At 42.9% G+C, this 25,834-nt stretch carries 28 protein-coding genes; 26 read left to right on the top strand and 2 right to left on the bottom strand.

Going from position 1 to position 25,834, the window contains the following annotated elements; translation table 11 throughout:
* Nucleotides 1-77 precede the first annotated feature (77 nt).
* From QRN39_RS00140 to QRN39_RS00115, 6 genes are all read left to right on the top strand, one after another.
* Nucleotides 78-1,442, top strand: a complete 1,365-nt coding sequence (locus QRN39_RS00140) for a UDP-N-acetylmuramoyl-tripeptide--D-alanyl-D-alanine ligase (RefSeq protein ID WP_284905683.1) — start codon at nt 78-80, stop codon at nt 1,440-1,442.
* 27 nt (nt 1,443-1,469) lie between these two features.
* Nucleotides 1,470-2,162 carry an alpha/beta hydrolase gene (locus tag QRN39_RS00135; protein ID WP_284905682.1) on the top strand — a complete coding sequence of 231 codons (693 nt, stop codon included), beginning with the start codon at nt 1,470-1,472 and terminating at the stop codon, nt 2,160-2,162.
* Between the two features lie 127 nt (nt 2,163-2,289).
* Entirely contained in the window at nt 2,290-2,628 is a 339-nt protein-coding gene (locus QRN39_RS00130) for an avidin-fold protein (protein ID WP_003213982.1), read from the top strand.
* A 165-nt stretch (nt 2,629-2,793) separates the two neighbouring features.
* The gene (gene cshA / locus QRN39_RS00125) at nt 2,794-4,284 is read left to right on the top strand and encodes a degradosome RNA helicase CshA (protein WP_003214093.1); all 1,491 of its coding nucleotides are present in this window, start codon (nt 2,794-2,796) and stop codon (nt 4,282-4,284) included.
* Between the two features lie 110 nt (nt 4,285-4,394).
* A complete protein-coding gene (locus QRN39_RS00120) occupies nt 4,395-4,874 on the top strand; it encodes a PH domain-containing protein (protein ID WP_212046679.1) in 480 nt (159 codons plus the stop codon).
* A complete protein-coding gene (locus QRN39_RS00115; RefSeq protein WP_284905681.1) occupies nt 4,864-6,360 on the top strand; it encodes a PH domain-containing protein in 1,497 nt (498 codons plus the stop codon). The genes QRN39_RS00120 and QRN39_RS00115 overlap by 11 nt, the downstream gene beginning before the upstream one ends.
* 56 nt (nt 6,361-6,416) lie before the next feature.
* On the opposite strand, the gene QRN39_RS00110 is transcribed toward QRN39_RS00115, so the two are convergent.
* On the bottom strand, nt 6,417-7,022 hold the full coding sequence (locus QRN39_RS00110; protein ID WP_050945548.1) for a rhomboid family intramembrane serine protease: 606 nt from the start codon (nt 7,020-7,022) through the stop codon (nt 6,417-6,419).
* 94 nt (nt 7,023-7,116) lie between these two features.
* Between QRN39_RS00110 and acpS the strand changes: the two genes are divergently transcribed.
* The 14 genes from acpS (at nt 7,117) to QRN39_RS00040 (ending at nt 18,109) form a co-directional block, all read left to right on the top strand.
* On the top strand, nt 7,117-7,482 hold the full coding sequence (gene acpS, locus QRN39_RS00105) for a holo-ACP synthase (RefSeq protein ID WP_226804681.1): 366 nt from the start codon (nt 7,117-7,119) through the stop codon (nt 7,480-7,482).
* 160 nt (nt 7,483-7,642) lie between these two features.
* On the top strand, nt 7,643-8,659 hold the full coding sequence (locus QRN39_RS00100) for a LolA family protein (protein WP_106030172.1): 1,017 nt from the start codon (nt 7,643-7,645) through the stop codon (nt 8,657-8,659).
* Between the two features lie 135 nt (nt 8,660-8,794).
* The gene (alr, locus tag QRN39_RS00095; protein WP_284905680.1) at nt 8,795-9,976 is read left to right on the top strand and encodes an alanine racemase; all 1,182 of its coding nucleotides are present in this window, start codon (nt 8,795-8,797) and stop codon (nt 9,974-9,976) included.
* A 293-nt stretch (nt 9,977-10,269) separates the two neighbouring features.
* The gene (locus QRN39_RS00090; protein ID WP_003214273.1) at nt 10,270-10,551 is read left to right on the top strand and encodes a hypothetical protein; all 282 of its coding nucleotides are present in this window, start codon (nt 10,270-10,272) and stop codon (nt 10,549-10,551) included.
* Nucleotides 10,552-10,555: 4 nt separating this feature from the next.
* The gene (gene ndoA / locus QRN39_RS00085) at nt 10,556-10,906 is read left to right on the top strand and encodes a type II toxin-antitoxin system endoribonuclease NdoA (protein ID WP_003214169.1); all 351 of its coding nucleotides are present in this window, start codon (nt 10,556-10,558) and stop codon (nt 10,904-10,906) included.
* A gap of 114 nt (nt 10,907-11,020) precedes the next feature.
* The gene (locus tag QRN39_RS00080) at nt 11,021-11,851 is read left to right on the top strand and encodes an RsbT co-antagonist protein RsbRA (protein ID WP_003214372.1); all 831 of its coding nucleotides are present in this window, start codon (nt 11,021-11,023) and stop codon (nt 11,849-11,851) included.
* Nucleotides 11,852-11,855: 4 nt separating this feature from the next.
* Nucleotides 11,856-12,224, top strand: a complete 369-nt coding sequence (gene rsbS, locus QRN39_RS00075) for an RsbT antagonist protein RsbS (RefSeq protein WP_003214235.1) — start codon at nt 11,856-11,858, stop codon at nt 12,222-12,224.
* 2 nt (nt 12,225-12,226) lie between these two features.
* Nucleotides 12,227-12,628 carry an anti-sigma regulatory factor gene (locus QRN39_RS00070; protein WP_003214085.1) on the top strand — a complete coding sequence of 134 codons (402 nt, stop codon included), beginning with the start codon at nt 12,227-12,229 and terminating at the stop codon, nt 12,626-12,628.
* A 10-nt stretch (nt 12,629-12,638) separates the two neighbouring features.
* Nucleotides 12,639-13,646 carry a PP2C family protein-serine/threonine phosphatase gene (locus QRN39_RS00065; RefSeq protein ID WP_003213895.1) on the top strand — a complete coding sequence of 336 codons (1,008 nt, stop codon included), beginning with the start codon at nt 12,639-12,641 and terminating at the stop codon, nt 13,644-13,646.
* Nucleotides 13,647-13,705: 59 nt separating this feature from the next.
* Nucleotides 13,706-14,035, top strand: coding sequence for an anti-sigma factor antagonist (locus tag QRN39_RS00060; RefSeq protein WP_003213847.1), 330 nt, complete (start codon nt 13,706-13,708; stop codon nt 14,033-14,035).
* The gene (rsbW, locus tag QRN39_RS00055) at nt 14,032-14,520 is read left to right on the top strand and encodes an anti-sigma B factor RsbW (protein ID WP_003214356.1); all 489 of its coding nucleotides are present in this window, start codon (nt 14,032-14,034) and stop codon (nt 14,518-14,520) included. The genes QRN39_RS00060 and rsbW overlap by 4 nt, the downstream gene beginning before the upstream one ends.
* Entirely contained in the window at nt 14,486-15,274 is a 789-nt protein-coding gene (sigB, locus tag QRN39_RS00050; protein WP_003214304.1) for an RNA polymerase sigma factor SigB, read from the top strand. Before rsbW ends, sigB begins: the two co-directional genes overlap by 35 nt.
* Nucleotides 15,274-15,873 carry a PP2C family serine/threonine-protein phosphatase gene (locus tag QRN39_RS00045; RefSeq protein ID WP_003214034.1) on the top strand — a complete coding sequence of 200 codons (600 nt, stop codon included), beginning with the start codon at nt 15,274-15,276 and terminating at the stop codon, nt 15,871-15,873. The genes sigB and QRN39_RS00045 overlap by 1 nt, the downstream gene beginning before the upstream one ends.
* A 76-nt stretch (nt 15,874-15,949) precedes the next feature.
* Complete coding sequence (locus QRN39_RS00040) at nt 15,950-18,109, top strand: Tex family protein (protein ID WP_284905679.1); 2,160 nt, start codon at nt 15,950-15,952, stop codon at nt 18,107-18,109.
* A 19-nt stretch (nt 18,110-18,128) separates the two neighbouring features.
* On the opposite strand, the gene cmpA is transcribed toward QRN39_RS00040, so the two are convergent.
* Nucleotides 18,129-18,263: a cortex morphogenetic protein CmpA gene (cmpA, locus tag QRN39_RS00035; protein ID WP_012009003.1), complete on the bottom strand. Its 135-nt coding sequence runs from the start codon at nt 18,261-18,263 to the stop codon at nt 18,129-18,131.
* 99 nt (nt 18,264-18,362) lie between these two features.
* Between cmpA and QRN39_RS00030 the strand changes: the two genes are divergently transcribed.
* From QRN39_RS00030 to QRN39_RS00005, 6 genes are all read left to right on the top strand, one after another.
* Entirely contained in the window at nt 18,363-18,836 is a 474-nt protein-coding gene (locus tag QRN39_RS00030) for a SprT family protein (RefSeq protein WP_003214448.1), read from the top strand.
* A 193-nt stretch (nt 18,837-19,029) separates the two neighbouring features.
* A complete protein-coding gene (locus QRN39_RS00025) occupies nt 19,030-20,004 on the top strand; it encodes a thiamine pyrophosphate-dependent dehydrogenase E1 component subunit alpha (RefSeq protein ID WP_284905678.1) in 975 nt (324 codons plus the stop codon).
* A gap of 23 nt (nt 20,005-20,027) precedes the next feature.
* A complete protein-coding gene (locus QRN39_RS00020) occupies nt 20,028-21,065 on the top strand; it encodes an alpha-ketoacid dehydrogenase subunit beta (protein WP_284905677.1) in 1,038 nt (345 codons plus the stop codon).
* Between the two features lie 17 nt (nt 21,066-21,082).
* The gene (locus tag QRN39_RS00015; protein ID WP_284905676.1) at nt 21,083-22,219 is read left to right on the top strand and encodes a dihydrolipoamide acetyltransferase family protein; all 1,137 of its coding nucleotides are present in this window, start codon (nt 21,083-21,085) and stop codon (nt 22,217-22,219) included.
* 18 nt (nt 22,220-22,237) lie between these two features.
* A complete protein-coding gene (gene lpdA / locus QRN39_RS00010; protein ID WP_284905675.1) occupies nt 22,238-23,617 on the top strand; it encodes a dihydrolipoyl dehydrogenase in 1,380 nt (459 codons plus the stop codon).
* A 108-nt stretch (nt 23,618-23,725) separates the two neighbouring features.
* On the top strand, nt 23,726-25,573 hold the full coding sequence (locus QRN39_RS00005) for a sigma-54-dependent Fis family transcriptional regulator (protein WP_284905674.1): 1,848 nt from the start codon (nt 23,726-23,728) through the stop codon (nt 25,571-25,573).
* Nucleotides 25,574-25,834: the final 261 nt, after the last annotated feature.

Here is a 25,834-nt window from a genome sequence, read left to right as displayed (position 1 = left end):
AGCAACAAGCAGACACTATCCTTAGGTAGTGTCTCTTTTCCTTCAAACGTGAAATGAGAAAGAGAGGCGAAAAAATCATGATCAAACGTACAGTGAATCAAATCGCCCAAATGGCTGGTGGGACACTATCTAATCAAGCTTTTGGCGAAGAGCAAATTTACGGAGTGACGACAGATACACGAAAAGTATCAAAAGGTGCATTGTTTATCCCCTTAATTGGAGAACATTTTAACGGTCACACATTTGCTTCTAAAGCAGTGGAGCTTGGAGCCGCAGCCGTTCTTTGGAATCAAAAAGAAGCCAATCCACCGTTCGGTGTACCTGTCATTCTTGTCGACGATACACTGACAGCACTGCAGCAATTGGCAAAATCATATTTAAAAGAAGAAAACCCTCGTGTTGTCGGTATTACAGGAAGTAACGGGAAAACGACAACGAAAGATATGATTCATTCCGTCTTACAAACAACGTATCAAGTTCATAAAACAGACGGTAACTTTAATAATCATATCGGTCTTCCGCTCACCATTCTTGCGATGCCAGAAGGTACAGAGATAGCTGTATTGGAGATGGGCATGAGTGCAAAAGGCGAGATCGAGTTCTTGTCGAACCTAGCTGAGCCTGATGCAGCAGTCATCACCAATATCGGAGAATCTCATATGCAAGATTTAGGATCAAGAGAAGCCATTGCTGATGCAAAATGTGAGATCACAAAAGGGCTAAAAAAGGATGGTACCTTTTATTATTTAGGAGATGAACCTTTGATCCGCGAGAGAGCGACTGCACTTTCGCAGCAAGTGAAAACCTTTGGAGAAGCAGAGGACTGTGATATCAAGGTAACGCATATCAACCAGCTTGCAGAAGGAACTGAATTTCAGGTCGAAGGGTATGCCCAGGGGTTTCTCATTCCTGTATTAGGGAAACATAATGTAAAGAATGCCCTTGCTGCCATTTCCATAGGCCAGCATTTCGGACTGAATGAAAGACAAATCGCCCAAGGACTCATGCAAACAAAGTTGACAGGGATGCGTCTTGAACTGTTTAAAACGGAAAAAGGAATCACTGTTATCAATGATGCATATAATGCAAGCCCTACTTCCATGAAAGCTGCCATTGATCTTGTAGGAGATATGGACGGCTTTGCAAATAGGATTCTTGTACTTGGAGACATGCTTGAGATGGGCAGCGAGGAAGAAACGTATCATTATGAACTAGGCCGCTACATCAAGCCTGAATTCATTGATCATGTGATGACGTATGGCCGCCTAGGTGCATTCATCGCTGAAGGAGCAAAGAAATCATTCGGTGACGCGCGCGTGTCCTCATTTATGGACAAAGAGGAACTGAAGAAAAAACTTGCTGATGTAGCAGGTCCTGACGATGTTGTTCTCGTCAAAGCCTCACGCGGCATGAGATTAGAAGAAGTCATTACTGCGCTATAAAAAGTGAGCGGCAAAGAAGGTGACAGAATGGTTGGCTGTCTATGTATACATGGATTCACTGGCGCCCCCTATGAAGTAGAACCGCTAGCGCAATATTTAAAGCAGAAGACAGATTGGAACGTTCAGTCTGTCACGCTTCCGGGGCATGGAGATGAACTCCAGCTAAAAGGTATTCTCTATCAAGAATGGATTGCGACAGCTGAATTAGAACTTCTTTCTCTTTACAGAACATGTGATACCATTTTTTTGATCGGGTTTTCCATGGGAGGAATGATTGCTTCTTATCTTGCAGCGAAGTATCCAGTTGCTCGTCTCGTCCTTTTAAGTGCTGCGGCGAAATATGTGAATCCAAAACAAATGATTCAAGACACAAGGCAGTTGGTGAAAGAATCATTGTCTGGGCTGATTGATACGAATCCTTTGTATGATAGATACCGTCATAAGCTAACGAGCACACCGCTGTCAGCCGCTGTTGAATTTATGAAACTGGTGAAGCAAACGAAGAGCTCCCTTGAGAAACTACACCTCCCTGTGTTAATTGTTCAAGGGGAAAGCGATGGGATTGTGCCAGCTTCAAGTGCACAATTTATTGATCATAAAATCCCGTCTCGTCAGAAAGAAGTGTTTTATTTACCTGACTGTAAACATCATGTTTGTCACGAGCCGTGTGCACAGCAATTGTTTGGAAAAGTAGAGCAATTTCTAAAAAAAACAATTTAATCTATAGAAAAGCGAAAATGTGGCTAAACTAATATAAATTGAATCCCACTTGTTAAAAATTGCATCATTTTTGTCGAATGAGTGACAAGCCTATGGTACAATAGGAAAGAAAAGGTGGCTGATTCGGTTGTTTCAATACGACGGAAAAACCTTTGTCCCGCAGTCTAATTCGAGTAACGGAGAAGTATCGGCAGGCACCATATTTCAATATCGTCAGGACGGGAATATATTAACGGGCACATATCAAGGCGGCAGTATTGTATCTGGTGTACTTGTAGGAACTGTAAATGAGGATGGAACACTTCATTTTAGATACCACCATGTCAGCAAAGACGGCAGCATGAGAAGCGGGTCTTGCAATTCTACACCTAAGCAGTTGGATAACGGAAAAATTCAACTGTTCGAAAAGTGGAAATGGATGGATGGCGATCAAAGTGATGGTGAATCTGTCATTGTGGAACAGTAGATATATCCATTTCTGTCTTGTTGAAAAACAAATAGTGTAATGGTAAGATATAAGGTAGGGTAATTCGGGCTTTGTATATAATGGACCTGTCCTTTCGGGTAAGGGCAGTTTTTAATGATCATTCACGAGATTACTGAAACAGCAATTAGAAGGAGTTTGAATAATTTGACTATAACGTTTCAAGATTTTCAATTAAGCGAAAGTCTCATGAAAGCTATTAACCGCATGGGATTTGAAGAAGCAACACCGATTCAAGCGGAAACAATTCCTCTCGGTCTTCAAAATAAAGATGTCATTGGACAAGCACAAACAGGAACAGGAAAAACTGCAGCGTTTGGTATTCCTCTTGTAGAAAAAATTGACCCAGCGTCTCCAAATATCCAAGCGATTATCATTGCGCCAACAAGAGAATTAGCGATTCAAGTATCTGAAGAGCTATACAAAATTGGCCAAGACAAGCGTGCGCGTGTACTTCCGATTTACGGTGGACAAGATATCGGTCGCCAAATCCGTTCGCTCAAGAAAAATCCTCATATCATCGTAGGGACTCCAGGACGTTTACTCGATCACATTAACCGTCGTACAATGCGTCTTCAAAATGTTGAAACTGTTGTGCTTGATGAAGCAGACGAAATGCTAAACATGGGTTTCATCGAAGACATTGAATCGATCCTTTCAAATGTACCAAGTGAACACCAAACACTTTTATTCTCTGCGACAATGCCTGCACCAATTAAGCGCATTGCAGAACGTTTCATGACAAACCCAGAACACGTAAAAGTAAAAGCGAAAGAAATGACTGTCTCTAACATCCAACAGTTCTACTTGGATATCCATGAGCGTAAGAAGTTTGATACATTGACTCGTCTTCTTGACATTCAATCACCTGAGCTTTCAATTGTCTTCGGCCGTACGAAACGCCGCGTTGACGAATTGACTGAAGCACTTAACCTTAGAGGTTATACAGCTGAAGGAATTCATGGTGACTTGACTCAAGCGAAACGTATGGTTGCGCTTCGTAAATTCAAAGAAGGTTCAATCGATGTGCTTGTAGCAACAGACGTTGCAGCACGTGGACTTGATATCTCAGGCGTAACACACGTGTATAACTTTGACGTACCACAAGATCCAGAAAGCTACGTACACCGTATTGGACGTACTGGACGTGCTGGACGTACAGGTATGGCGGTGACATTTATCACACCGCGTGAAAAAGATATGCTTCGTGCGATCGAGCAAACAACTAAACGTAAAATGGATCGTATGAAAGAACCAACACTAGATGAGGCAATCGAAGGACAACAGCAAGTAACCATTGATCGTCTGCGCACAATCATCAGTGAAAACAACTTAAACTTCTACATGACAGCTGCTGCTGAATTGCTAGAAGATCATGATTCTGTCACAGTGGTTGCGGCTGCCATCAAAATGATGACAAAAGAGCCAGATGCAACGCCTGTTCGTTTGACAGATGAAGCACCAATGGTTTCAAAACGCAATCGTAACAACCGCAGCTCTTCTAAACGTAGAGACGGTGGCGGCGGAGGCGGCTATCGCGGAAAAAGTCGTTCATCTTACGGTGATAAAAAGCGTTCTTCAAATGACCGCAATCGTTCTTCTAGCGATCGCCGTCAAAAGAAATCTTATAATAGCTAATTTAAAAGCGAATCCTTTGCAGGATTCGCTTTTTTTAACAGGTTTACTGAAACTTTTTAGGCTTTCTTTCGTAATATATTGATAGAAAAGTAAGAGAATGGGGGAAGAATGTGAGGAAACAGCCGCAACGTCAAATAAGTTTAAATGGTTTAAAGGTATGGCGTCTTCAAAATGGAATTATCTCATTGATTTTCTTACTCATCATCATTGGGGTATTTGTTGCTAGTTATTATCTTCAATGGCCATATTGGATTGGCGCCATCCTCGCCGGTTTATGGGTCTTGCAGATTATTTTTGGCATCTGGCTTATACCGAAAATACGTCATCGCATCTGGCGCTACGAAGTATTCGAAAATGAAATTGAAATTCAGCATGGACTCATTCGCGTTACACGTGTGATTGTACCGATGGTGCGTGTCCAGCATGTCGATACATCACAAGGACCGCTCTTAAGGCGCTACCGTTTGGCATCTGTTCAAATATCGACTGCTGCCACAGTTCATGATATACCGGCGCTAGAATTAGAAGAAGCAGATGAGCTTCGTGATTACATATCTCGTTTAGCAAGGGTGACGGAAGATGATGTCTGAACCAAAACGTGTACATCCAATCTCGATGTTCATTGATTTTATATCAGATGCCGTATCCATGATTAAAAACTTCATTATCCCTTTTTTCGTGCTTATTTTTGTGAACTCGAATTCGAGCATTCGTTTTTATGCATTTATCTTTCTTGGTGTGCTTCTTTTATGGAAAGCTGTTTTAACCGTTTTAGCATGGAGGCGCTTCACCTACCGGATGGAAGAGGATGAATTTCGCGTAGAATCGGGCGTCATCACAAAAAAGAAAAAATATATTTCGCTAGAGCGAATTCAAACGGTGAATACAAGTGAAGGTATCTTCCAACGGATTTTTGGTTTGGTGCGGGTCCAAATCGAAACAGCTGGCGGAACAGACGGTCCGGAAGTGAGTCTGACGGCGATTACAAAAGCAGAAGCGGAACAATTAAAGCAATCGATTTTCAACCGGAAGAAAAGCTTGCAGCAAGAAGAAGTGGATGAAAATGGGGATGTCCCGCATGATCCTCTGACAGCGCAGCAACCTGTAGAAAAAGAAATCAATGTTTCCTACCGAATGGGTATACCAGAGCTGCTTTTGGCTGCGACCACTTCCAGTGGGATCGGAGTCATTATTTCTGGGTGCCTCGCCATTTACACACAAATAGATGAAATTCTTCCTTTGGACGGTTTCCTCAAGCGGTTTTCTTTTTTAAGTCATGCGAGTGTTGAGATTTATGCGATTCTCATATTTATTGCCGTATTGATTGCTTGGATTCTTAGTGTTGGGGTAACAGCCCTTCAATATGCGAATTTTACCGCGAAACGAAAAGGGAAAGACATCATCATCACAAGAGGGCTCATTGAGAGGCATCAAATGACCATTCCGCTTGCGAGAATTCAAGCAGTGAAAATCAAAGAAAATATTCTTCGTGAACCCTTTGGCTTTGCGACGGTGATGCTTGTGAGTGCAGGAGGTTCTATTACAGAAAAAGAAACCTCTTCCGTCTTATTTCCACTGATTCGGAAGAAAAAAATCAACGAACTGCTCTCTCAATTCACAGATGATTATCATTTGGCGCCAGAAGCTGAACTGAAAAAGGTGCCAAAGCGTTCGCTCAAGCGCTACCTGATCTCTTTCGGCTTTGTGCCATTACTTGTCGGCGTAATCCTATCTGTCCGTTTTCCGCCATGGGGGTATTTGGCACTTATTCCGCTGCCTATTGCTTTGTTTTTTGGTTATTTAGCTTATAAACAATCAGGCTATACGATCAAAGATCCATTGATTCAACTGACATCAAGAGGCATTGGCAAAACCACTGGCATTGTCTTGAGAAAACGAATGCAAAACTATACGATGACGCAATCTTTCTTCCAAAAGAAAGGCCGAGTGGCGAGTATTCACACCTTTGTGAAATCCTCTGCGCTGCTTGATTCCTTTGGTGTGCATCACCTTGAGGAAGAAGATGCAGCACGTGTAATGGATTGGTATTCGTATGAAAAAAATAAATCTTCTTAAACAAAAAATGTCGATCCGCTTCCTGTTCATAGGAGTGATCGACATTTTTTATGAGGTTAGTAGCGTCTTTTTTTTGAATGGAAAAATAGCGTAAGAGGTGCTAGGAGCATGCCGCCGATTAATCCAAATAAGTGAGCCATGATATTGATGTTCGAGTTGACGAACGTCATGATGACAGAGACGGCAAGAATCGTTAAGATCACCTGAGAATTGCCGCGGTCCATCATATGCGGTTTAAATAGAACAAGGTATAAATAAACGCCAAACAAACCGAAGATCGCACCAGACGCGCCGACATGTACATACTCTAAAGGCTCCACCCAATAGGTTCCGAGATTGCCAATGAACCCTGCACCAAGATAGATAATGAGAAATCGAACCTTCCCAAGCAAATGTTCAAGCGCTGGAGCGAATAAGAACAAAGACATAGAATTGAACAAAATATGGGTCAGACTTCCGTGAAGGAAAATAGGTGTGACGAGCCGCCACCATTCTCCAGTAGCTACACCATAATTGAAACCGACGAGATGGTCGTGACCAAGCTGTATAAGAGGGATAGGAAGCGCAAATATAAGCCATAGACCAAATTGCAAAGCAAGGATCGTTGTCACGATTGGATACGATCTAATAAATTGTTGAAAGCTCTCCGTTCGAATAAACATAACAAACCCCTTTTGACTAGATAATGGTAAGTTTATAGTAACACGTTTATGAAGAGAACATCCAAATTAGTACGAGTCTCATAGGAGGTACCTCATGATCAAAGGAATAGGTATTGATATAGTAGAGATCAACCGGCTCGCGCGCGTGCTTAGTAGACAGCCTCGTTTACCAGAACGGATTTTAACGTTAAGTGAACAAGACATCTTTCACACACTCAGTGAAAAGAGGCAGCTGGAATTTTTGGCAGGACGTTTTGCAGGAAAGGAAGCTTTCGCTAAAGCATACGGAACGGGAATCGGCCGGCATTTAAGCTTTCATGATATGGAGATCCAGAAAGACGAACTTGGAAAACCTTTCATCAAAAGCGAAAAGACGAAGGGTGACCAGGTTCACGTGTCCATCACTCACACGAAAGAATATGCTGCTGCACAAGTTTTAATTGAAAGGTTGTCAAGCTAGTCTGCATATTGTTTGTCCCCCCTTCATATATTGGGTAGTGCGATAAGGAAGGGCGAGTTGCTAACAGGCTTTGATGGTTCGCGGTACGCAGTTAACTCTTGAGGCGTACTGTTAAAGTCAAACAAGCGGTTTCTTCCTTTTAACACAATTAACGAAGGGGTTGAAAAGGGTGAGAAAAAGCTTTGTTTTGCTTGTAACGGGAATCCTTTTTGTACTGATTCTCTCCGCATGCGGTCAAAAATCTCAGCAGGATATCGTTGGAGATTTAAACAAAAAGGCAGGGGAAATGACATCATACAAAGCCAAAGCAAAAATGACCATTGAGACAGGAAATGACCCGCAGGAGTATCAAGTAGAAATTTGGTACAAGAAGCCGGAACTTTACCGTGTCTATTTAGAAAATCCGAAAAAGGATCAGAGTCAAGTCATTTTAAGAAATGGCAATGGTGTGTTTGTGCTGACACCTTCATTGAACAAGAGCTTCCGTTTCCACAGTGATTGGCCAAATAATAGCAGTCAGGTCTACTTATTTGAGTCACTCGTGAAGGACATTAAAAATGACAGTGCCGCTCAGTTCAAAGCGAAAGATTCAAAGTATGTGTTTGAAACCAAAACCAATTATCAGCACAACCAAATGCTGCCTACCCAAGAGATTACCTTTCATAAAAAAACAATGGCGCCTGCCAGTGTGAAAGTACTGGATAGCGACAAAAAGCCAATGGTGAAAGTGGAATTCTCTCACTTTGAATTCAATAAATCCTTTGACAAAGATGCATTTGATGAGAAGAAAAACATGACACTCTCTCAAATGGATGTTGCCACAAGTGCAGACCCATCTGACAGCTTTGCGGTGAAAACACCAGTTGACATGCCAGAGGGTGTGAAGAAGATGGAAGAGAAAGAAATGATGACAGATGCAGGTAAGCGTTATGTCATGACGTATGGCGGAAAGAAATCCTTCACACTCATTCAGGAAAAAGCGAGAGTCGCTGAAGCATCTACGCCTGTGACAATGAACGGTGAGCCAGTCGACCTTGGCATGACAGTTGGGGTTCTCACAGATCAATCCCTTTCATGGACATCTGACGGAGTGGACTACTTGATTTCTTCAAGTGATCTATCGAAGGAAGAGCTCTTGATGGTTGCAAAGAGTGTAGAAGGCCAGTCAGCTAAATAAATACCTCAGGCGAGAGCCTTAGAAATGAAACATCAGCCCTATGCATGGGCTGATTTTCTTTGATTTGTTTCACATTATTCTTGATTTTTAGTATCATATGAGGGGATTGAATCATTCAATAGGGAAGTGTGACGGATGGACACAAATGCCTTTTATAGAGACACATGGGCAGAAATTAATTTATCAGCAATCAAGCATAATGTTTCACATATGAAAGATCATATCGGTCAAAGTGTTCAACTGATGGCTGTGGTGAAGGCCAATGCATATGGACATGGAGATATAGAAGTGGCGAGAGCTGCTCTCAAAGCAGGAGCAGACGTATTAGCCGTCGCCTTTTTAGATGAGGCGGTTTCTTTAAGAAATAAAGGCATCAAAGCACCAATACTTGTACTCGGCGCAGTACCGCCGGAATATGTCAAAGTCGCCGTTCGTTACAATGTCATCATGACCGCTTACTCCATCGATTGGCTGAGAGACGTCACCAAAATGGTGAAAGGGCAGATGGGACAACCGATACGTTTTCATTTGAAAATAGACAGCGGAATGAACCGATTAGGTGTGAAAACGATAGAGCAAGTGAACGAAGTGAAAAAGCTTGTCAGCGAGCAATCTTATTTACAGCTGGAAGGCGTATTTACTCACTTTGCTACAGCAGATGAAAAGGATGAAGCCTACTTTGATCGGCAGGTCGACACCTTTCAAACACTGCTTGAGCCGCTTCATACGGACAAACTGCTCGTTCATTGCGCCAACAGTGCTGCAGGTTTAAGGTTTAAAGACGTTTTGTTTAATATGGTTCGCTTCGGCATCAGTATGTACGGGCTGTCACCGTCTGAAGAAATCAAAGATGAATTGCCTTTCAAGCTCGAAGAAGCCATGTCTCTTCATACAAAGCTTGCCCATGTAAAGCATATTCAAGAGGGTGAGAGTGTCAGCTATGGGGCGACGTATACAGCCAATCAAGATACGTGGATCGGCACGGTTCCAGTCGGCTATGCAGATGGGTGGATCAGGAAGCTGGCAGCAACGGAAGTGCTTGTTGGCGGAAAACGCCGGAAGATCGCAGGAAGGGTTTGTATGGATCAATTCATGATTGAACTGAATGACAAGCTTCCAGTAGGCGAGCCGGTCGTTTTGATTGGTAAGCAAGGAGAAGACATGGTATCAGTCGATGAAATCGCCAAAAGGCTTGAAACCATTAACTATGAAGTCACTTGCTCGATTGGCCACCGCGTCCCAAGAGTATATTTAGAGGACGGCGAAAGAGTGCATGTGCGGAATCCGCTCCTTCAAGGCGGGCCAAGTTTTTTATAAACAACATTCAAAAGAACGATAGTCAAACTGACTTCGTTCTTTTTTATTCGACAAAAGTAGGGTAAACATTCTCCCTTTTTTAGAGATTTTGGAAATACCGTATGATTTTCGGAAAAAAGCGTATAATGGGAAAGAGGAACTCCATTATCATCTTGATTTACGGGTGGCGAGCCGCTTCATGTTCTAATAAGAATTCATGAAAAAACAGCTTTGCTTGTGCATTGAATAATGGTATGATTAGTCTTGGAATGGATCGATACGGTATCCGTAAGTTTTGTGGAGGTGTATGTTTTTTGTCTGAATCCAGCGCAACAAATGAAATGAAGATTCGACTGCCGGAGGCTTTAATGTCTGAGATCGAACGAGTAGCAGAGCAGGATAAGGTAACAAGAAATGAATTGATCTACCGAGCGACAAAAACGTATATTCGTGAACGTAATATTCGACAAAATCGTGAATCGATGAGACGCGGCTACATGGAGATGGCGAAAATTAATCTGAATATCTCTTCAGAGGCACAATACGCAGAGTTTGAGGCTGAGAATACAGTTGAGCGATTAGTCAGCGGGGGTTAAACATTTGATTGTTAAACGCGGTGATGTTTACTTTGCTGATTTATCTCCTGTTGTTGGCTCCGAGCAGGGCGGGGTTCGCCCGGTATTGGTGATTCAAAATGACATTGGAAATCGCTTTAGCCCGACTGCTATCGTTGCAGCCATAACAGCCCAAATACAAAAAGCGAAATTACCGACTCACGTCGAAATTAATGCAAAGCGCTACGGCTTTGAACGAGATTCTGTCATTCTTTTGGAACAGATTCGTACAATCGATAAACAAAGATTGACAGATAAAATCACACATCTTGATGATGAGATGATGGAGAAGGTTGATGAAGCCTTACAAGTTAGTTTGGCTCTTATTGATTTTTAATATGGTGAGATATGGTTGCTCTACTGGGAGCAACTTTTTTTGTGTTCAATTTTTATTAACGTTATAATGAAGACAGACTAAAGAAGAGTTTTAAATGTAAGTAGGGGGTAAAACATGTCGAATCATATCGTGTTAGCTTTTGCAAGAAAGCATCAAAAGGAATTAGAAAATGAGTGGACGGACATTTTAAAACGACTCGGAGAAAAAGAAACGGACATGATGCTGAACGACAAAATGTATGAAACCATCTGTTCGGAATATGTTCAACTGATCATTACATCTCTTTCAGAGGGGTATAGTGAGGATTTTGAAGAAAAAGTGCAAAATTTTGCTTTAAAAATTGTTCAAATGGGTATATCACTTAAGTTACTGGCAAACGGTCTAACGGAAATCCGTACACATTTATATGAAAAAATGAACGATGACAAAGATACAACACAAGAAAGTCATGACCTCATTTGGCAAATCGATCGATTCATCACACCCATCCATAACGAGATCTTAAACCAGTACTCCATCTCATGGGAAAAAACCGTCAGCCTTCAAAAAATGGCGCTACAGGAACTTTCTGCCCCGCTTATTCCTGTATTTGAGCACATCACCGTCATGCCACTTGTTGGAACAATTGATACAGATCGTGCGAAAAAAATTATGGAGAATCTGCTCAATGGTGTCGTCAAACATCGCTCACAGGTCGTCTTGATTGATATCACGGGGGTACCTGTCGTGGATACAATGGTGGCCCACCATATCATTCAAGCGTCAGAGGCTGTGAGATTAGTAGGAGCGAAGTGTTTACTTGTCGGTATTCGCCCAGAAATAGCCCAAACGATCGTTAACCTTGGAATTGATTTATCTCAGGTTACAACAAAGAATACCCTTCAAAAAGGAATTCAAACTGCTTTGGAAATGACAAATCGAAAAATTGTTTCATTGGAGGGATAACCAATTGAGAAATCACCCGAAGATTCCAATCTTAAAATTATATAATTGTCTTCTGATCTCAATACAGTGGGAGCTTGATGATCAAACAGCTCTTCACTTTCAAGAAGACTTACTGAATAAAATTCATGAAACAGGAGCAAACGGTGTTGTCATTGACTTAACATCCGTCGATATGATTGATTCATTTATCGCAAAGGTATTAGGCGATGTGATCACCATGTCCAAGCTCATGGGGGCAAAAGTTGTATTAACAGGAATACAGCCGGCAGTCGCTGTGACGCTTATTGAACTTGGTATATCGCTGGAAGAAATTCAAACAGCACTAGATCTTGAACAAGGGCTTGAGACACTGAAGCGGGAATTGGGGGAATAGATATGAAAGACCAATCCTGTGTGAAAATATTGACGGAATGGGATATAGTCGCAGCAAGACAATTGGGGCGCAATGTTGCAAAAGAACTTGGTTTTGGAACAGTTGACCAAGCAAGAATTACGACGGCCATTTCAGAATTAGCTCGAAACATCTATTTATACGCTGGTAAAGGTCAGATTTGTATAGAAGAAGTGATGGAGCGCGGAAAGCGTGGACTTAAGGTCATCGCAGCCGATGAGGGGCCTGGCATCATGGATATACGTAAAGTGATGGAAGACGGATTTTCTACATCAGGCGGACTCGGAGCAGGCTTGCCGGGCGTCAGAAGACTGATGGATGAATTTAAATTAGATTCTGCACCAGAACAAGGAACGGAGATACAAGCTGTTAAGTGGCTTCGCTAGGAGGGAAACCATGGATTTTAAGGAGGTAATGGAGCAGCGGTACCACCAGCTGCTCAGTCGTTATATCAGTGATTTAACTGAAACATCGCTTTATCAAGCTCAAAAATTTAGCCGTAAAACCATTGAGCATCAAATACCTCCTGAAGAAATAGTGAGTGTTCACCGAAAAGTGATTCAGGAGCTTTACCCTGATTTGCCGGAAGATGTTTTTCATTCACTAGACTTCTTAATTGAAGTCATGATTGGGTACGGACTTGCCTATCAGGAACATTTAACACTTAGAGGCATTCAGCAAGAAATTAAATCTGAAATTGAAATTGCTGCAAACGTTCAGCAAACCCTTCTGGAAACGAAAATTCCAGAAGGAGATACGTTTGATATTGGGGCGATCAGTGTACCGGCAAAACAGATGAGTGGAGATTATTACCATTTTGTCACTGATCACGATACGATCAATATTGCGATCGCAGATGTCATTGGAAAGGGAATCCCAGCTGCGCTTTGTATGTCGATGATTAAATATGCGATGGATTCCTTGCCTGAGTCAGGGAGCGGTCCAACTAAAGTGCTGAAAACCCTTAATCGTGTTGTCGAGCAAAACGTAGACCCAAGTATGTTTATCACCATGTTTTATGGCAGTTATAATAAAGAAACGCATGAATTTAAATATGCATCGGCTGGTCATGAGCCGGGCTTTTTCTATTGCAATAAAGAGAACAAATTTTACGATTTAGATGCAAAAGGGCTTGTACTTGGAATCGCACCAGATTTTGATTATAAGCAGTATGAGAAGCATTTGGACGTAGGAGATATGGTGATCTTATTCTCCGATGGTGTTACAGAATCTAAGTCGGAGGACGGCTTTTTAGAGCGGGAGGATATCAAAGCGCTTATAGCAGAGCACCTACCCTACTCAGCTCAGGAAATGGTCGATGCCATCTATGCCAGCTTACTCAAGCTACAAGATTTTCAGCTTCACGATGACTTCACTTTACTTGTGCTCAAAAGAAAGGTTTAGAAAGTGAAGATGCGGGTATATAAAATTCTAGGAAACAAGAATTTCGAGGTGAATGCATAATGAATATGACAGTGAAAGAGCATCAAATAGATCAAAAAACGAAAATTAGTGTCAGCGGAGAAATTGATGTGTACTCTGCTCCTCAGCTAAGAGAAACACTCATGCCTAAAGCCGAGGCGGGAGAGCATCTTGAGATCTGTTTGAAGGATGTTACGTATATGGATAGTACAGGACTAGGTGTATTTGTTGGGCTGTTTAAAGCGGCTCAAAAAGCAGGTGGAACACTAAAGCTTGAGAACTTGTCAGATCGGCTTGTAAGGTTGTTTGAAATTACTGGACTAAAGGACATCATTGACATTTCTGCAAAGACAGAGGGTGGGGTACAATGAACGAATCAGTAGATCTAATCGAGATGAAAATCCCAGCGAAACCAGAATACGTAGGCATCATCCGCCTGACTCTTTCAGGCGTAGCAAGTCGAATGGGTTATGCCTATGAAGAGATTGAGGACTTAAAAATTGCGGTCAGTGAGGCCTGTACAAATGCAGTTCAGCATGCCTACAAAGGTGAAAATGGCGAAGATGGAGAGGTAGCTGTTCGCTTTCTTGTCTACGAGGATCGTCTAGAAATCATTGTCGCGGACAAAGGCGGTAGCTTTGACTTTAAGCAAAAGCAGGAAGACCTAGGGCCGTATACATCTGCTCATACGGTGGATCAATTGGCAGAAGGAGGTCTTGGTTTATACTTAATGCAAACATTGATGGATGAAGTCGAGGTGCAAGCAAACTCCGGAGTTACCGTTGCGATGACAAAGTTTTTAAACAGGGAGCGAGTTGACCATGACACAACCATCCAAAACTATGAAACTAACTAAAGATGAAGTGGATCGTCTTATCCAAAGCTATCAATCCAACCAAGATGAGCAGGCGCAGCTCACGCTGGTCGAATGCTATACAAACTTGGTTGATATGCTGGCAAAAAAATATTCAAAAGGAAAAAGCTTTCATGAGGACCTCAGACAAGTTGGAATGATTGGTTTACTTGGCGCCATTAAGCGATACGATCCGCTAGTCGGTAAATCATTTGAAGCCTTTGCTATTCCAACCATCATCGGGGAAATCAAACGCTTTTTACGAGATAAAACATGGAGTGTCCATGTACCAAGGCGAATCAAAGAGCTTGGACCAAGAATCAAGATGGCTGTTGATCATCTAACAACAGAGACGCAAAAATCACCGCAAGTCCAAGAAATTGCAGAATACCTAGATGTGACGGAGGAAGAAGTACTGGAAACCATGGAGATGGGCAAAAGCTATCAAGCACTGTCTGTTGACCAAGGCGTAGAGGCTGATTCTGAAGGAAGCACAGTCACCATTTTAGACGTTGTTGGCTCACAGGAAGAGGGCTACGAACGTGTAAACCAAAAAATGATGCTTGAGAGTGTGCTTCATGTTCTGACAGATCGGGAAAAAGAGATTATCAATCTGACTTATTTGCAAAATAAGAGTCAAAAAGAAACAGGCGATTTACTAGGGATATCCCAAATGCATGTATCGAGACTGCAACGGAAGGCAGTTAAAAAGCTACGAGATGCATTATCAGAAGATGCGTCTATGGAGCTAGGGTAATGAAGCAGATTGAACAGCATGAGCATGTGAATGCCATTATCTATCAATCGAATAAAGAAGGGAAATCATGCTGCGGGGACAGTTTTTTTATTAAAGCAGATGATGAAGAACTAATTTGTGCTGTGGCAGACGGATTAGGCAGCGGTCAGTTCGCCAATGAATCATCTTCTTTAGTCAGCGAAATTGTCGAAGAATATGGACATGAGGATATGACGACCCTCATCGACAGATGCAATCAGGCGATGAAAAATAAACGCGGAGCCACTGTAGCCATATTAAAGGTGAATTTTTCCCAGCAGCAGTTTACCTATTGTTCGGTTGGTAATATTCGGTTCATCTTGAATGCCCCTTCTGGCGACTATATTTATCCACTTCCGACATCAGGATACTTATCAGGGAAACCTAGAAAATATAAAACATACACCTATTCCTACGAAAAAGGATCGACATTCATTATGTATTCAGACGGACTGAATGTGCCAAACATGAGAATGTGTTTAAAGCATAGTCATTCAGTTGCAGACATTGCCAAACAGCTTGAAACATACACACAAGACAAAAAGGACGATCTCACCTATGTACTTGGTCAGCTCACGTAAAATAGCTGACCTTTTTTCTGTTTTGCCGATTTTTTTGATACACTAAAAGAGAAGACACAGTGAGGGGATGCAAAGTATGAAGACATCTGACTTTTTATTGAAACAAATTGCAACAGAATTAAAGCTTTCAACAAAACAAATTGAAAGTGTCATCAAGCTCTTAGAGGATGGTAACACCGTCCCGTTTATTGCCCGTTACCGGAAAGAGCAGACAGGCTCTCTGGATGAGGTGCAAATTCAAACCATTTCAGAGCGCTATACATATATCCAAAATGTCATGAACCGAAAAGAAGAAGTCATTCGCTTAATCGCAGAACAAGACAAACTGACGGATGAATTAAAACAAAAAATTGAACAAGCTCATAAACTGCAAGAGGTCGAAGATTTATACCGACCATTCAAACAAAAACGTAAAACAAAGGCGAATGTAGCCAAAGCAAAAGGGCTCGAGCCGCTGGCAGAATATATACTCACCTTGCCAAGCGATGAGATCGAGAAGAAGGCCGCTTCTTTTATCAACGAAGAAAAGGAAGTAACAAGTGTAGAAGAGGCACTTGAAGGCGCGCAGCACATCATTGCTGAACAGCTGGCAGATGATCCTGATATGCGGAAATGGATTCGCAGCGAAACGTACCAAAAGGGAAGTCTGGTCACATCAGGAAAAGACATCGAGAGCGATGAGAAAAATGTCTATGAAATGTATTACGATTATCAAGAGCCCATCAAAAAGATAGTGCCTCACCGCGTACTAGCGGTCAATCGTGGAGAGAAAGAAGGCATCTTAAAGGCAGCCATCGAGCCACCTGCTGAAAATATTCGTTTCTATCTCGACAAACAAGTCATAAAAGGCAAACAGACGACGGCGAGACCGTTTATCGATGCGGCAATTGACGATGCGTATAAACGCCTCATTCAGCCTTCCATCGAACGAGAAATACGCAAAGAGCTGACAGAAAAAGCAGAGGAACAAGCGATTCATATTTTTGCTGAAAACTTAAGAAAACTACTGCTTCAGCCGCCGATGAAAGGGAGACGTGTACTTGGAGTGGACCCTGCATTTCGTACAGGCTGTAAATTAGCCGTCGTGGATGATACAGGAAAAGTCCATCATATAGGCGTCATTTACCCGCACCCGCCTGTACAGAAAAAAGCGGAAGCGAAACAAAAAGTGAAAGAGATCATTCAATCATCTAACATTGAAGTCATTGCGATTGGAAACGGAACAGCCTCAAGAGAGACCGAACAATTCATTGCAGACCTCATTCAAGAGCTGGATCAGCCGGTCTCCTATTTGATTGTGAATGAAGCAGGAGCAAGTGTATACTCTGCGTCTGCACTGGCGCGAGAAGAGTTTCCAGACCTGCAAGTCGAAGAACGAAGTGCTATATCCATTGCTCGAAGATTACAAGATCCTTTAGCAGAGCTCGTGAAAATTGATCCGAAGTCTGTCGGAGTGGGCCAATACCAGCATGACGTGAGCCAAAAGCAATTAAACAGCTCGTTAACCTTCGTGGTAGAGACGGTCGTCAACCAAGTCGGTGTGAACGTCAATACGGCCTCACAGGCGCTGCTGCAATATGTGTCAGGTCTTTCAAAAGCTGTCGCAGGGAATATCATCAAGCGCCGCGAAGAGATTGGAAGATTCACAAGCAGAAAAGAGCTAAAGGACATTCCAAGACTTGGGGCAAAGACTTATGAGCAGTGTATCGGCTTCCTGCGCATCGCAGACGGACAAGATCCACTTGACCGGACAGGCATTCACCCAGAGAGCTATAAGGAAACAAAACAGTTTTTACGCATGATCAAGATGACACCAAATGATCTTGGCACAGAGCAGTTAAAGGAGAAAATCGCAGAGGTCAAGCTGGATGAAGCAGCAGAGCAGCTTGATATTGGTATCATTACACTACAAGATATCGTCGATCAGCTGACAAGACCTGAGCGTGATCCGCGCGATGAAGTACCAAAACCTCTTTTAAAAACAGATGTGTTGAAATTAGAGGACTTGAAGCAAGGAATGGAGCTGCAAGGTACAGTGAGAAACGTTGTAGACTTCGGCGCATTCGTTGATATTGGTGTAAAACAGGACGGGCTTGTCCATATTTCCAAGCTCAGCAACCGCTTTGTGAAGCATCCGCTTGACGTTGTATCAGTTGGTGACATTGTGACTGTATGGGTCGACTCCGTTGACCAGGCAAAAGGCCGCGTTGCCCTCTCCATGCTGAAACCAGAGTAAACAAAAAACGAGGCGCACCTCAGGATGGGGTGTGCCTTGATGCGACTGAATGTTTTTTTCTGTAGAAGTACCAGCATTGATTCAACAACTTGATTTGGTAATGATTTTTTTCGAAAAAAGCCTTCTGCATCTGATTTTTCAGCCAGTTGGGCATCGCCCATTCCTCCTTTGATCGAAACAGTGGGTGTACCTTCAATGTATGCAAAGGGGAAATTGTCCCGTTCGATGTTTTTATAGAAAGGAACGATCTTGATTGAAGGAGAGAGAGTTACAGCAGTTAACAGAGCATATTTCTGAGCAGTTCTTTGGTAAGGCATTCCGCCATCAGGCTGTTTTTAATGACCGTCTCAAAACGACAGGCGGGCGGTATTTACTTGGTACACACAATATCGAACTGAACCGCCGATACCTAGAGGAACATGGACGAGAAGAATTAATCGGGATCATCAAGCATGAGCTGTGTCATTATCATCTGCATCTTGAGGGAAAAGGCTATCAGCATCGTGACCGTTCCTTTAAAGAGTTATTAAAACAAGTAGGAGCCCCGCGTTTTTGTACACCGCTAAAGACTGTACAAAATAAACGGCGTGTACAGAAACGGCAAGAATATGTCTGCACAGGATGCGGTCAGTATTTTATCAGGAAAAGGCGAGTTGATACCTCTCGTTATGTGTGCGGCGTCTGCAAAGGAAAATTAAAATGGCAGCGTACAATCGGTTCAGAGTGATAAGCATTCCTTTATGGGATGCTTTTTTTGTGAGATGAAGTAGACATATTGAGACAAATAGAGACGCAAGTCTCATTTTGTCTCTTTTTTGATCAGTGTGAATCGCTCAAAAACCTAAGCTTTCAAGCGCCATGATGTTGGCACGCTTTTTGCTTGTATAGAAGTGCAAGCAAAAAAGATAGGAGGTTTTATCATGGAAATGGCACTCACAAAAGAAAAAGCCGTTTGGATGTATCGAAAAATGCAGGAAATCCGCCAATTTGAAGATCAAGTACACACGCTTTTTACAAAGGGGATCTTGCCAGGTTTTGTCCATCTTTATGCTGGTGAAGAAGCTGTTGCTGTAGGAGTCTGCGCTCATCTGAATGAACAAGACAGTATTACAAGTACACACCGTGGCCACGGTCATTGTATCGCTAAGGGCTGTGATCTAAAAGGAATGATGGCAGAAATCTATGGAAAAGCCACAGGCCTTTGTAAAGGAAAAGGTGGATCTATGCACATTGCAGATTTTGATAAAGGAATGCTCGGTGCCAACGGAATTGTTGGAGGCGGCTTTCCACTTGCGTGCGGGGCAGCCCTCACAGCTAAATATAAAAAGACAGATAATGTAAGCGTTTGCTTTTTTGGGGATGGTGCTAACAATCAAGGGACTTTTCACGAAGGAATCAATCTCGCTGCCATCTGGAAACTGCCAGTCATTTTCATCGCAGAAAACAATGGTTACGGGGAAGCGACGCCATTTTCCTATGCTTCAAGCTGCAAATCGATTGTGGATCGAGCCGCCAGTTATGGTATTCCGGGTATTCAAGTAGATGGAAAAGATGTGACAGCCGTTTATCAAGCAGCAGAACAAGCGATAGAACGAGCAAAAAATGGAGAAGGTCCGACATTGATTGAATGCATGACATATCGGAATTATGGTCATTTTGAAGGAGACGCCCAGCGCTACAAAACCAATCAAGAAAAAACCGAACATCAAGAAGAGAAAGATGCCATCACTCTTTTTAAAAATGAATTATTAAAGCAGCAGCTGCTAACGGATCAAGAGATATCAAGTATTGAAGCGGCTGTAGCAGAAGCGATAGATGAGGCCGTGAGATTCAGTGAAGAAAGTGAATATCCAGATCATACTGAATTGCTGACTGATGTGTATGTTTCATATTAATAAACCTGAAAGGGGAGAGGGAAATGACAAGAGAAATCAGCATGTCTAGTGCTTTGAATGAAGCGATTAAACTGGCAATGAGAAGAGACGAAGATGTCATTTTAATGGGAGAAGATGTTGCGGGTGGCGCTCATGTAGATCACTTACAGGATGATGAAGCATGGGGCGGTGTTCTTGGTGTAACGAAAGGAATCGTCCAGGAATTTGGACGTGAGCGTGTCCTTGACACACCGATTAGTGAAGCCGGCTATGTAGGCGCGGCTATGGCAGCTGCTTCAACAGGGCTAAGACCAATTGCGGAGCTCATGTTTAATGATTTTATCGGTACTTGTCTGGACCAAGTCCTGAATCAAGGCGCAAAATTCCGATACATGTTTGGCGGAAAAGCAGAGGTGCCAATCACGATTCGAACGACACATGGGGCGGGTTTTAGAGCAGCTGCCCAGCATTCACAAAGTTTGTATGCACTATTTACAAGCATCCCTGGATTGAAAGTAGTTGTGCCTTCTTCACCATATGATGCCAAAGGGCTGCTGCTGGCAGCCATCGAGGATCAGGACCCTGTCATCTTTTTTGAAGACAAGACGCTTTACAATATCACAGGAGATGTGCCGGAGAGGTATTACACACTGCCGCTTGGTAAAGCAGATGTGAAGAGAGAAGGATCTGATGTAACCATCTTTGCAGTAGGCAAACAAGTGCATACAGCACTCGAAGCGGCAGAGCAATTATTTGCTCAAGGTATTGAAGCAGAAGTGATTGATCCAAGAAGCTTGTCGCCGCTCGATGAAGAGGCCATTCTGACTTCAGTAGAAAAAACAAATCGACTTGTCATTGTCGATGAAGCAAATCCAAGGTGCGGAATTGCCGCAGATATCTCTTCTTTGATTGCAGATAAAGGATTTGATTTACTTGACGCTCCAATCAAAAAAGTAACGGCTCCTCATACACCGGTACCATTTTCACCACCTCTTGAAGATATATATCTGCCAACACCTGATAAAGTTGTGAACACCGTATTAGAGATGATTGGCAAGAGCCATGACAAGATCTTGAACTAGAGAAAGGAGAGAGGGAGATGGCTGTCGAAGTTGTGATGCCTAAATTGGGCATGTCGATGAAAGAAGGAACGGTATCTGTCTGGAATAAGGAGGTCGGTGAGTCCGTAAATAAAGGGGAAAGCATTGCAAGCATCAACTCCGAAAAAATTGAAATGGAGATCGAATCACCTGCTGAAGGAACCATATTGGATATAAAAGTATCTGAGGGAGAAGGTGTACCGCCTGGCACGGTCATCTGCTATATCGGTGAAGGAAATGAACAAGTGGAAGGAAAAGACCTGCAGCCAAAACCAAAGAAAGAGAGAAAGAAAATCTCTCCTGTTGCCCGTAAAATGGCGAATAGCGCCAACCTAGACATTGATACGCTCGTGGGGACAGGACCAGGTGGAAGAATTACGAAAGAGGATGTGCTTCATGCGCTTCCTGAACGGAAAGAGAAAAAACAAGAAGAGAAAAAACAAAACGAAACAGAGCATCAACCTATTAACATGATGCGGAAAACAATTGCCTCAAGAATGATGGAAAGCCTGCAAACAAGTGCACAATTAACTATTACGATGAAAGCGGACGTGACAAAACTTACAAACTTACAACAACAGCTGAATGAAACAGCCATAGCACGTTACGATACAAAGTTGACCATCACCGATTTTGTAGCCAAAGCAGCGATCCTTTCGTTGTTAGAACACCCTGCGATGAACAGTCAATATCATAACGGAGTTGTGGAAACCTTTGAGAATGTCCATCTTGGGATTGCTGCTGCGTTAGATAACGGATTGGCTGTACCGGTCATTCGGCATGCGGAGCGGTTAACGCTGATAGAGCTGGCGAAGAGCATTAAATTGTATGGTCAAAAAGCACGTGAAGGAAAGCTTCTCCATGATGAAATCCAAGGTTCGACCTTTACATTGACCAATCTTGGAGCGTATGGTGTAGAGCATTTCACGCCAATTTTGAATCCTCCGGAAGCAGGTATCCTTGGCGTCGGAACAATGTATGACACCCCTGTTTATCGAGAGGATGAATTGTGCAAAGGGACCATCCTGCCTCTCAGTCTTACGTTTGATCACCGCTTACTGGACGGAGCACCGGCATCCGCATTTTTATCAACGGTCAAAGCACATTTAGAAGAACCAATATCCATTCTTTTATAGGAAGAAGGTGAACGTACCATGACACTGGTCATTATAGGAGGCGGACCAGCAGGTTATGTGGCGGCCATAACAGCCGCTCGTTTTGGCAGGGAGGTTGTGTTAATTGATCAAGGTCAGCTGGGAGGTACCTGCCTCAATGAGGGCTGTATTCCAACCAAAGCACTTTTGCAAAGCGCCGATATGTATGAGCATGTGAAATCGGCTGGACATTTTGGAATTGAGCTTCCAGAACATGAGCCTACCATCCAATGGGATGCTGTCCAAAAACGGAAGCAGTCTGTCGTCAAGCAGCTCACTGATGGTGTTCGCTACTTGATGAATAAAAACAAAGTCACCGTGGTAAATGGGAAGGCTTCATTTCTATCAGCACATGAGCTATTGATAGAAAGTGAAGGAAAGTCTGAAATCATTCAAGCAAAACAAATCATTATTGCATCAGGGGCAGCGCCTGCTGCTTTACCGTTTGCACCTTTTGATGGCGAATGGATTATTCACAGCAAGGATGCCATGTCACTTTCTTCGATTCCAAATTCGCTTTGTATCATTGGGGGCGGGGTGATCGGCTGTGAGTTTGCGAGCATCTTTAGCAGAATGGGATCAAAGGTTGTCATGGTTGAACGGGCAGTGCACATTTTACCTGAAGAAGATCGTGATATTGCACAATGTCTTCACGAGCAGCTCGAAGAAACGGGTGTAGACATTTTGACGTCCGCCGCAGTCAAGCAGCTTGATTCCTCTTCAAGTAAAGTAGTGGTGGAGAATAATCAAGGCGAGCAGTGTGAAATCCAGTCGGATCTTTGCTTAGTGGCCATTGGCAGAACTCCGCGGCTTGGAGAGTTGAATCTTGATCAGGTTGGTATTGCATTTGATAGAAACGGTATCTACGTCAATGAACATATGCAAACCAATCTTCCGCATATCTATGCGTGCGGTGATGTGACAGGTGGGGTCCAGCTTGCTCATACTGCCTTTCATGAAGGAACGGTTGCGGCATCCCATGCATCAGGTGAGCATGTAAAGGTCAATGAGCAAGTGATTCCGAGGTGCATATACACCTCTCCAGAAATCGCCAGTGTTGGTTTAAATGAAGAGAGTGCTAGAAAACAATATGAGGAGATTCGGATAGGGACATGTGCATTTTCTGCAAATGGAAAAGCATTAATCTTAAATCAACCAGCCGGTCACGTAAAGGTCATTGTAGAACCGCAATATCAAGAAATATTAGGTGTTTCAATTATCGGACCGCATGCAACAGAACTGATTGGACAAGCGGCGGTGATGATGCATACAGAGCTGACCGCTGATACATTAGAGCAGTTTATTGCGGCACATCCGACACTTTCAGAGGCGATACACGAAGCCTTTCTGCAAACCATTGGACGAGCGGTGCACTGCTGAAAAAGGCTTCTTTTCTATCCGATTGACTTCTAGGGTTAGCTAATGATAATTGAAAGCGCTTTTATAATTATCTATAATGAATAAAAAGCCCCTAGAGGAGAGGATGGAATGAATCCGACGCCTTGTTATTTAAATACGTGGAAACGTTTTGTTCGTGAAGGTTTGCTTGATCAGTCTCGTCTGAATAAGAGAGTGGTAGAATCATGGCACAGGTGTAAACAGGCAAATGTGAATCCGTATTTAGATAAAGGACAGTCGTTGTTAGAAAAGGAACGTTTCAGTGCCCAAAAAAAGAAATATTCATTATTCCTAAATGCGGCTCTTCCTTACTTAAATAAAATCAGTCAGCAATTAAAAGAATCTGACATGCTGGCCTTACTCATCGATGCAGACGGTTATGTGCTAAGTCTGACAGGAAGCGAAAGAACGATGGTGGAAGCAAAAAGAATTAATTTTATGGAGGGTTCACGCTGGACTGAAACAGATGTAGGGACAAACGCGATCGGAACTGCACTCGTCATCGGAGAAGCGGTGACGATCAACGGAACTGAGCATTTTTCTATCGCCTCTCACCATTGGAGTTGTTCAGCCGCTCCTATTCGCGATGCAGGTGGTACAATCATAGGGGTGATTGACATCTCTTGTATGACGGATAACAAGCACCCTTTTATGCTTGGAATGGCTTCAACGGTTGCTTATGCCATCGAGAGAGAAATTCAAGTCCAGCAAAAAAGGAGAGAGTTGGAGCTCATCACTCATTGTCTCCAGCAGGTGGAAACAGACGAACCGTATGTGGTCTGTAATGAAAAAAAGCAAATTGTTTCTGCCAGCAGGTCGATTAGAGAACGATTTTCAGACTGGTATGGAATGGATGTCGAGCGGCTTAAGGGTCATCCATTTGTTATTCGGGGAAAGCAGATCATTCAATCAGAGCAAGACAGGAAGGTGCTGGGCATGTCCCTTTCCCTTGAAGAAGCAGCGAAAAGCAGCATCACCGTTTCTTTTGCTCAATTTCCCGGGGAATCAGGAACAAGTAAGGTATTTCAACAGACGCTTAACGAGATGAAGAGAGCAGCACAAACAGATGCTCATGTGTATATTTGGGGAGAAACAGGGACAGGGAAGGAACTCGCCGCTAGAGCCATTCATTCCGCCAGTGAAAGGCATAAAGGGCCGTTTATTGCTGTTAATTGCGGAGCCATTCCTGAAAGCCTGTTAGAAAGTGAGCTGTTTGGCTATGCTGAAGGGGCATTTACAGGGGCAAAACGTCACGGAGCTAAAGGCAAATTTGAACAAGCTCATAAAGGAACACTCTTTCTAGATGAAATAGGCGAAATCCCATATGCGATGCAAGTAGCGCTTCTTCGGGTGATAGAAGAAAGGGCAGTCGTACCGCTTGGCGGGACACACGAAATCCCTTTGGATATTCGGATTATTACAGCGACTCACCGTAATATGAACGAACTGCTGAAGGAAGGAAAAATACGAGAAGACTTGTATTACCGTCTTCATGTCTATCCGATCAATATCCCGCCGCTTAGAGAAAGAAAAGAAGACATTCATGATTTATATCGTTATTACCAAAAGAAGCACCACTGGAATGCAGCGTTTCCTGAATCATTTTTTCAGAAATTGCAAGAGTATCATTGGCCAGGAAACATACGAGAGCTTTTTAATCTGTTTGAGCATCTAAGGGTCCTCTTTCCGAAAGGCGGATGGATTGGTGAATCGCAATACGCTTCAGTATTAGAGGCGGTTGATCAGAAAAAGCAGAAGCTGCATCCAGCAGAGTGTACCGAGACTCCAAAAGAACTCACATTCAGGGAACGCATTCAAATGCAAACAGTGATAGACGCACTGCATAAAACGAAAGGTCATGTGTCAGAAGCAGCGAGGCTAGCAGGGGTGCCAAGAAGTACTTTTTATAAGTGGATGCGAAAGTTTCATCTGTCTTAATCTCATGGAAGGCTGCATCAAGGCCCTTGGTCTACTTGAAGAGGTCGGGGGCTTTCTGCCAAGTTAAACAAATGGCATGGGAAAAGGCTTGACTGTTATATTAGTATATGTTAAATTATAAAAGCCGTCGCAAATTGAGCAGGAATGAAACGCTTAAAAATTCTTGACACATTTTTCTGGCATATATATAATGAAACATGTCTTATTATTCCGCAGTAGCTCAGTGGTAGAGCTATCGGCTGTTAACCGATCGGTCGTAGG

Source organism: Bacillus sp. lyk4-R2A-2, assembly GCF_030209735.1.
GTDB classification, from domain to species: Bacteria; Bacillota; Bacilli; order Bacillales; family Bacillaceae; genus Bacillus; species Bacillus pumilus.
The sequence above is the reverse complement of the archived record's forward strand: the minus strand, read 5'-3'. Positions and strand labels throughout refer to the sequence as shown.

Coding starts and splice junctions, on each gene's coding strand:
- QRN39_RS00005 (WP_284905674.1), top strand. CDS start 23,726: ATGAATCCGACGCCTTGTTATTTAAATACGTGGAAACGTTTTGTTCGT.
- QRN39_RS00135 (WP_284905682.1), top strand. CDS start 1,470: ATGGTTGGCTGTCTATGTATACATGGATTCACTGGCGCCCCCTATGAA.
- QRN39_RS00020 (WP_284905677.1), top strand. CDS start 20,028: ATGACAAGAGAAATCAGCATGTCTAGTGCTTTGAATGAAGCGATTAAA.
- QRN39_RS00045 (WP_003214034.1), top strand. CDS start 15,274: ATGAAGCAGATTGAACAGCATGAGCATGTGAATGCCATTATCTATCAA.
- lpdA (WP_284905675.1), top strand. CDS start 22,238: ATGACACTGGTCATTATAGGAGGCGGACCAGCAGGTTATGTGGCGGCC.
- QRN39_RS00060 (WP_003213847.1), top strand. CDS start 13,706: ATGAATATGACAGTGAAAGAGCATCAAATAGATCAAAAAACGAAAATT.
- rsbW (WP_003214356.1), top strand. CDS start 14,032: ATGAACGAATCAGTAGATCTAATCGAGATGAAAATCCCAGCGAAACCA.
- QRN39_RS00065 (WP_003213895.1), top strand. CDS start 12,639: ATGGATTTTAAGGAGGTAATGGAGCAGCGGTACCACCAGCTGCTCAGT.
- QRN39_RS00115 (WP_284905681.1), top strand. CDS start 4,864: ATGATGTCTGAACCAAAACGTGTACATCCAATCTCGATGTTCATTGAT.
- cmpA (WP_012009003.1), bottom strand. CDS start 18,263: ATGCCCAACTGGCTGAAAAATCAGATGCAGAAGGCTTTTTTCGAAAAA.
- QRN39_RS00025 (WP_284905678.1), top strand. CDS start 19,030: ATGGAAATGGCACTCACAAAAGAAAAAGCCGTTTGGATGTATCGAAAA.
- QRN39_RS00080 (WP_003214372.1), top strand. CDS start 11,021: ATGTCGAATCATATCGTGTTAGCTTTTGCAAGAAAGCATCAAAAGGAA.
- sigB (WP_003214304.1), top strand. CDS start 14,486: ATGACACAACCATCCAAAACTATGAAACTAACTAAAGATGAAGTGGAT.
- QRN39_RS00110 (WP_050945548.1), bottom strand. CDS start 7,022: ATGTTTATTCGAACGGAGAGCTTTCAACAATTTATTAGATCGTATCCA.
- QRN39_RS00015 (WP_284905676.1), top strand. CDS start 21,083: ATGGCTGTCGAAGTTGTGATGCCTAAATTGGGCATGTCGATGAAAGAA.
- QRN39_RS00040 (WP_284905679.1), top strand. CDS start 15,950: ATGAAGACATCTGACTTTTTATTGAAACAAATTGCAACAGAATTAAAG.
- QRN39_RS00140 (WP_284905683.1), top strand. CDS start 78: ATGATCAAACGTACAGTGAATCAAATCGCCCAAATGGCTGGTGGGACA.
- acpS (WP_226804681.1), top strand. CDS start 7,117: ATGATCAAAGGAATAGGTATTGATATAGTAGAGATCAACCGGCTCGCG.
- QRN39_RS00070 (WP_003214085.1), top strand. CDS start 12,227: ATGAAAGACCAATCCTGTGTGAAAATATTGACGGAATGGGATATAGTC.
- alr (WP_284905680.1), top strand. CDS start 8,795: ATGGACACAAATGCCTTTTATAGAGACACATGGGCAGAAATTAATTTA.